The sequence below is a fragment of the Caulobacter sp. AP07 genome, from assembly GCF_000281955.1.
GTDB lineage: Bacteria > Pseudomonadota > Alphaproteobacteria > Caulobacterales > Caulobacteraceae > Caulobacter.
Genome location: NZ_AKKF01000096.1, coordinates 1 through 6,027, shown reverse-complemented (window position 1 = coordinate 6,027; position 6,027 = coordinate 1). Strand labels below are relative to the sequence as shown.

Sequence of the window (6,027 nt, the reverse complement as noted above, 5' to 3'; positions counted from 1 at the left end):
CGGCCGCCGCCGCCAGCCAGCGGCCGACCGACCAGCCGTCGGCGGCGTCGACCGCGCCGAACAGATGGTGCGGAGCCTGGGCCAGTTCTTCGGGGGAGGGGCCGGCCGTCAGCACCCGCAGGCCGGCATAGAGCTGCATCGAGTCGGCGTTGACCAGCTCGCCGCCGGTCTCGCGCGCCAGTTTCAGGGCCAGGGCCGACTTGCCGCTGGCCGTGGGCCCGGCGATAAGAACGATCGGTGCGTCGGACAATCTCAGGTCGATCCTTTGGGGCCTCGAGGGCCGTTGCGCTGGCTCTTCTAGCGTCGTTTGTGAGAAACCATGAAAACCATCGTCAGCGCCATCCTGGTCGCCGCCGTGTTCGGGGCCGCCGGGCCGGCCGTGGCGGCCTCCGCCGCCAAGTCCGCGACCCAGCCCGTGACGCAAACCGCGCCGGCCGGTCTGGACGAGCGCCTGGGTTGCGGCGTGATGCTGGTGACCATCGACGAGATCCTGCAGCGCAATCCGGATCTGGCGACCAAGTTCTCCAAGGGCGACGGCAGCAGCGCGGCGATGCTGCCGATGCTCCGCATGCTGGGGGCCAGCGGCGAGATTCTGCTCGACAAGGCTTATGCCGAAGGCCTCGCCCAGGGCCAGACGCCGACCGTGCTCTATCGTCGCGGCGTGGCCAATCTGTCGGCCAATTTCGCCGCCGGAGGGGGCAAGGACCAGGCCATGGCGGTGTTCACCCGCTGCATGGCGGTCGCCGCGCCAGCCTCCTGATCGACCGCTCGCGACGCTTCGAAGGTTGACGCGGGCGGCTTCCTCCAATAGCCGCCGGTCATGCTCGCCATCACCCTCGTCTCGCCCGACCCCGCCGCCCTGGCGACGGCGGTCGCCGCCGTGCGCGCCGCGGTCGTCGTCACCGTCGAGACGCCGCTGGGGGAGGGGGCGGTCGACCTGGCCGCCAACCTGCCGCTGGCCGACGCCCACGCGGCGGTGAAGGCGGCGATCGGCGACGCGCCGGTCGACTTCGCCGTCCAGTCCGCCGAGGGGCGCCGCAAGCGCCTGCTGATCGCCGACATGGACTCCACCATCATCGGCTGCGAGTGCCTGGACGAACTGGCCGACTTCGCCGGGGTCAAGGCCCAGGTCTCGGAGATCACCGAGCGGGCCATGCGCGGCGAGCTGTTGTTCGAAGGCGCGCTGCGCGAGCGGGTGGGCATGCTCTCGGGGCTGTCGACCGACGCGCTGCAGGCCTGTTACGACGACCGCGTGAAGCTCAATCCGGGCGCCGCGACCCTGGTGCGCACCATGGCCGCCCACGGCGCCCGCTGCGCCCTGGTCTCGGGCGGCTTCACCTTCTTCACCAGCCGGGTGGCGCAGGCGGCGGGCTTTCACGTCAATCGCGCCAACACCCTGATCGAAGACGGCGGCAAGCTGACCGGCCAGGTCGGCGATCCGATCCTCGGCAAGGAGGCCAAGCTGGCGGCGCTGCAAGAAGAGACCGCCGGCCTGGGCCTGACCCCGGCCGACGCCCTGGCGGTTGGCGACGGGGCCAACGACCTGGCGATGATCGAGGCCGCCGGTCTGGGCGTCGCCTACCGCGCCAAGCCGATCGTCGCGGCCCAGGCGCATGCGAAAGTCGATCACGCCGATCTCACGGCCCTGCTCTACTTCCAGGGCTACAAGGCTTCGGAGTTCGTGTCTTGACCTTCCCGCGCGGCGTCCAGGCCGTGGTGTTCGACATGGACGGGCTGCTGCTCGACACCGAGACCGTCTACCAGGCGGCGATGATCGAGGCCGGCCAGGCGTTCGGCGTCGATTTCACCGCCGCGACCTACGCCTCGATGGTCGGCAAGACCAACCCGGAATGCGGGGTGATGCTGCGCGAGCTCTACGGCGCGAGCTTCCCGGTCGAGGACTATTTCGCCCGCACCTGGAGCGATGTCGAAACCCTGCTCGAGGCCGAGGTGCGGCTGAAGACCGGGGTGATGGAGATTCTCGACTATCTCGACGCCCTGGCCATCCCCCGCGCCATCGCCACCTCCAACAGCCGCCAGTCCGTGGACCGCTATCTGGGCCGCTTCGACCTGGTGCGCCGCTTCCACGCCGTGGTCGCCAACGCCGACGTCGCCCGCCACAAGCCGCATCCGGACCCGTATCTGGAGGCCGCCCGGCGCCTGAACGTCCACCCGACCCTGTGCCTGGCGCTGGAGGACTCCCACCCGGGGGTGAGGGCGGCGCACGCGGCGGGGATGATGACGATCATGGTGCCCGACATCCTCGACCCGACCGAGGAGATGCACGACAAGTGCGTCCACATCGCCCACAGCCTGCACGTGGTGCTGGACCTGCTGAAGGCGGCGAGCTGAGCCACGGATGTCGTCATTCCCGACTTGTTCGGGATCAGCCCGCCAGGCGGCGCATGAGCATTTCGGCCGGACCGCGCTTGAAGAACCGGGACCAGACGACGGCATAGGCGACGGCCGCGCCGCAGAAGACCGCGACGGCCACGGCGACCTCGACGTAACGCTGCCCGCCCAGCCGGCCCAGGGCCTCCAGTGTTCCCATGCCGAGCAGGATATGGGCGATGTAGAGCGTCAGGGTCTGCCGGCCTGTCGCCATCAGCGGGGCCAGCGCCGCTCGGAACCGTTGCCGGGCCAGGATCAGGCCCGACCCCGTCACCAGCGCCGCGGCGCCGCAGCCGGCCAGGACGAACAGCGGCATGGGCGGCAGGGGAGCGGTGGTCAGCAAGGGCGCGAGCCTGGGCGCGTCTCGCGTCGCCAGGCCGCCCAGAACCTCGCCGAGCAGGCCTGATAGCGCCAGGCCGGCCGCCCCGCCCGCCACCAGGAGCCACTGCACCCGGCGCCTGTCCAGCGCCAGACGGCTCAGGACCAGGCCGAACAGGAAGAAGGCGAACCACGGGAAGACCGGATGGAAGCCGTTGAAGACCAGGTTGCGGAGGAAGCCCGTCGCTGTCCAGAAGCCCGGATAGTCGAAGGTCTCCCAGTTCCAGCCGGCGTTGTAGTCGAACCGCAGGATCAACGTCACGGCGGCGATCGTCACGGCCAGCATCAGCGCGACCAGCGCCGCGCCGGGAAGCCGCAGGCACAGCGCGCCGAGCAGGAAGAACACCGCGTAGTAGTGCAGAATGTCGGCGGGAAAGAGCAACGTGTTGAGCAGGCCGGCGATCAGCAGGAAGGCCGAGCGCTTGGCGGTGACGGCCAGGGTCGCGGCGTGGCCGGCGCGCCGGGCCGCGAGACCGAGCCCCAGACCGGCCAGGGTCACGAAGGTGGCGGCGGCGCGCCCCTGAAGCGCGTGCTCGATATGGGCCAGCAGGCCCGGATCGCGTTGCGCGTCCGCCCCCATGGCGATGCTGAAATTGACGATGACCATGCCCAGCAGGGCCAGGCAGCGCGCGAGGTCCAGCCCCTCGAGGCGAGCCGGCGGGTCCTGGAGGCGACCGTTCTCGGGGAGGTTCATGGGCGGCGCGCCAGTTTGCGGACGAAGCCGAGCAGCGCCTCGGATCGATCGGCGCCGACCTCGCCGCCTTGCAGGTGGGCCCTGATGGGCAGGTTTTCGATCATGTCGATGATCGTCGCGGCGGCTTCGTCGCGGTCGAGCGCGGGGTCGAACAGGCCCGCGCGCACGCCGCGCTCCAGTATGGCGGCCAGCGCCCGACGCAGGATCCGCCTGTTGCGTTCGAACAGGGCTCCGATGGCCGGATTGCGCACGGCCTCGGAGGCGAACTCGGCGGTCAGGACGATCGACACCGGTTGGAGGCAGATCGCCAGATAGCCCCGGCAGAAGGCGTCGAGGGCGGCGTCGGCGGCGTCGCCCGGCGCCGTGGCGGCGACGAAGTCCTCGACCTGATCGGTTTCCAGGGCGGCGATCGCGGCGATCAGCGCGGCCTTGTCCATGAAATGATTGTAGAGGTTGCCGACGCTGACTCCGGCTCGCCCGGCGATGTCCCGCATGCCGGTCTGGTGGAAGCCAGCCTCGACGAAGCAGGCGATCGCCGCCTCGATGATCTCCAGCCGCCGTCGTTCCGTGGTTTCCGCGCGTTTCGTCATTTCGATTGAATATGAGCGAACGATCGTTCAGTCAATGGCCAGCAGCGCGTCAAAAGGCTTGAGGTCGAGCATCGGGCCAGTTGCCAGGGAAAAGGGGTGGGCCGACGGGAGAAACTCCCGCCGGCCCATGATCTCGAAGGTCTACCCCGCCGGGCCCTTCTCGAAGTAGCGGAAGAAGGCGCTGTCGGGCGAGAGCACCAGGGTGGTGTCGCCCTTGCCCAGGGACGCCTCATAGGCCTGCATCGAGCGGTAGAACGACGCGAAGGCCGGGTCGCGGCCGAAGCTGGAGGCGAACAGCTGGGCGCGCTGGGCGTCGGCGTCGCCGCGGATGGTTTCGGCCTCCTCATAGGCCGTCGCGACGATCTCGCGGCGCTTCTGCTCGCCCATGGCCCGCAGTTCGGCCGCTTCCTGCTTGCGGGCGGTCTGCATGCGTTCGAACACCGCCTGCTCGTTGGCCGGCGGCAGGTCGGCGCGCTTGATCCGCACGTCGATGATCTGCACGCCCAGATCGCCGGCGGCGACCTGGCGGGCGACCTTGGCGCGGATGGCGGCCATCACCTGGGCGCGCTTGCCGGCGATGACGTCTTCCGAGTTCGAGCGGCCGACCTCTTCGCGCAGGGCGGCGTTGACGATGCTCTCCAGCCGGTCCTTGGCGACGGTCTCGGTGCCGAGGGTCCGGTAGAACTGGCGCGGATCGGTGATGCGGTAGCGGACGAAGGCGTCGACCACCAGGCGCTCCTGGTCGGCGGCGGTCACCTCTTCCTCGTTGGCGTTGAGGGCGATGTTGCGCTTGTCGAACTTCAGCACCGTTTCGAACGGGCTCTTCACGTGCAGACCGGGTGTCAGCACGGTGCGCACGGGGTCGCCGAAGCGGACGACCAGGGCCTGCTGGCGCTGGTCGACCTTGAACAGCACCACATTGGCCAGGATCACCAGGGCCAGGACGGCGACGCCGGCGAAGACGGTCGTACCCTTGAGGTTGTTCATCGGACAGCTCCCTCGGCGGCGTTGGCGTTCGGGGCGGAGGTCCTGGGCCGGAAGGTTTCCGACGGCAGGATGACGGGGGCGTTGGCGCCCTTGCTGTCGACGATCACCTTGTTGGAACTGGCCAGGACGCGCTGCATCGTCTCGATATAGAGGCGCTCGCGGGTCACCGCCGGGGCCAGCTTGTACTGCTCGTAGATCTGGTTGAAGCGGGCGGCGTCACCGCCGGCCTCGCGCACCACCTGCTCGCGGTAGCCCAGGGCCGCCTGGGTGATCTGGGCCGCCTCGCCGCGGGCGTTGTTGGCCGCCGACTGGGCGTTCTGGGCGGCGCGCTGCACGTCGCGATAGGCTTCCAGCACGGGGCCGGGCGTCGTGGCGGTCTGGATGTTGACGTTCTGGATCGACACGCCGATGTCGTAGCGGTCGAGGATCTGCTGCATCAGGCGCTTGGTCTGGTCCTGCACCTGGCCGCGGCCGTTGGTCAGGATCGGGGTGAGGGCGGTGCGGCCGACCACTTCGCGCATGGCGCTCTCGGCCACGTCCTTGATCACCGCGTCGGGCTCATAGACGTTGAAGCTGTACTTGGCGGCGTCCGAGACGTGCCACTGCACGGTGAAGCTCAGATCGACGATGTTCTCGTCGCCGGTCAGCATCAGGCGCTCGTCGGGCACCGGCGCGCTGACCGTGCCGCCGACGTCGAGGGCCTGGGTGGCGGTGACCTGCACCAGCTCGGCGGCCTCGACCGGATAGGGCAGGTGATAGCGCAGGCCGGGGCCAGCGGTGCGGGTGTAGGCGCCGAAGGTGGTGATCACCGCCTGTTCCTTGGGCTGCACCACATAGAAGCCCGACAGGGCCCACAGGGCGACGACGCCGGCCGCCGACAGGGCGATGGCGCGGGGCCGGCCGGGGCCGCTGAAGGTCTGGCGCAGGCGCCGGTTGAGGCGCTCGATCAGGGCGTTGACGTCGACGGGCGGCGGCGGGGCGCCGGGG

At 69.9% G+C, this 6,027-nt stretch carries 8 protein-coding genes; 3 read left to right on the top strand and 5 right to left on the bottom strand.

The window, feature by feature from the left end; all coding sequences use genetic code 11:
• Positions 1 to 250: isopentenyl transferase family protein (locus PMI01_RS06125; RefSeq protein ID WP_007665407.1), on the bottom strand; the 250-nt coding region annotated here is incomplete at its 3' end.
• 69 nt (positions 251 to 319) lie between these two features.
• On the opposite strand from PMI01_RS06125, the gene PMI01_RS06120 reads away from it, so the two are divergent.
• The 3 genes from PMI01_RS06120 to PMI01_RS06110 are packed head-to-tail and all read left to right on the top strand — an operon-like array spanning position 320 to position 2,352.
• On the top strand, positions 320 to 760 hold the full coding sequence (locus PMI01_RS06120; protein WP_007665405.1) for a hypothetical protein: 441 nt from the start codon (positions 320 to 322) through the stop codon (positions 758 to 760).
• Between the two features lie 60 nt (positions 761 to 820).
• Entirely contained in the window at positions 821 to 1,690 is an 870-nt protein-coding gene (serB, locus tag PMI01_RS06115; protein WP_007665403.1) for a phosphoserine phosphatase SerB, read from the top strand.
• The gene (locus PMI01_RS06110) at positions 1,687 to 2,352 is read left to right on the top strand and encodes an HAD family hydrolase (RefSeq protein ID WP_007665401.1); all 666 of its coding nucleotides are present in this window, start codon (positions 1,687 to 1,689) and stop codon (positions 2,350 to 2,352) included. Before serB ends, PMI01_RS06110 begins: the two co-directional genes overlap by 4 nt.
• Before the next feature lie 34 nt (positions 2,353 to 2,386).
• Here the strand turns inward: PMI01_RS06110 and PMI01_RS06105 are convergent, their stop codons facing one another.
• The 4 genes from PMI01_RS06105 to hflK form a co-directional block, all read right to left on the bottom strand.
• On the bottom strand, positions 2,387 to 3,463 hold the full coding sequence (locus PMI01_RS06105; protein WP_007665400.1) for a heparan-alpha-glucosaminide N-acetyltransferase domain-containing protein: 1,077 nt from the start codon (positions 3,461 to 3,463) through the stop codon (positions 2,387 to 2,389).
• A complete protein-coding gene (locus tag PMI01_RS06100) occupies positions 3,460 to 4,053 on the bottom strand; it encodes a TetR/AcrR family transcriptional regulator (RefSeq protein WP_007665399.1) in 594 nt (197 codons plus the stop codon). The genes PMI01_RS06105 and PMI01_RS06100 overlap by 4 nt, the downstream gene beginning before the upstream one ends.
• A 141-nt stretch (positions 4,054 to 4,194) precedes the next feature.
• Positions 4,195 to 5,040, bottom strand: a complete 846-nt coding sequence (gene hflC, locus PMI01_RS06095; protein ID WP_007665398.1) for a protease modulator HflC — start codon at positions 5,038 to 5,040, stop codon at positions 4,195 to 4,197.
• On the bottom strand, positions 5,037 to 6,027 hold a 991-nt coding region (hflK, locus tag PMI01_RS06090), incomplete at its 5' end, for an FtsH protease activity modulator HflK (protein WP_007665397.1). The genes hflC and hflK, both read right to left, overlap by 4 nt.

Bases quoted from the DNA above. Each gene is read 5' to 3' on its own strand.
- PMI01_RS06120 (WP_007665405.1), top strand. From the start codon at position 320: ATGAAAACCATCGTCAGCGCCATCCTGGTCGCCGCCGTGTTCGGGGCC.
- serB (WP_007665403.1), top strand. From the start codon at position 821: ATGCTCGCCATCACCCTCGTCTCGCCCGACCCCGCCGCCCTGGCGACG.
- PMI01_RS06105 (WP_007665400.1), bottom strand. From the start codon at position 3,463: ATGAACCTCCCCGAGAACGGTCGCCTCCAGGACCCGCCGGCTCGCCTC.
- PMI01_RS06100 (WP_007665399.1), bottom strand. From the start codon at position 4,053: ATGACGAAACGCGCGGAAACCACGGAACGACGGCGGCTGGAGATCATC.
- hflC (WP_007665398.1), bottom strand. From the start codon at position 5,040: ATGAACAACCTCAAGGGTACGACCGTCTTCGCCGGCGTCGCCGTCCTG.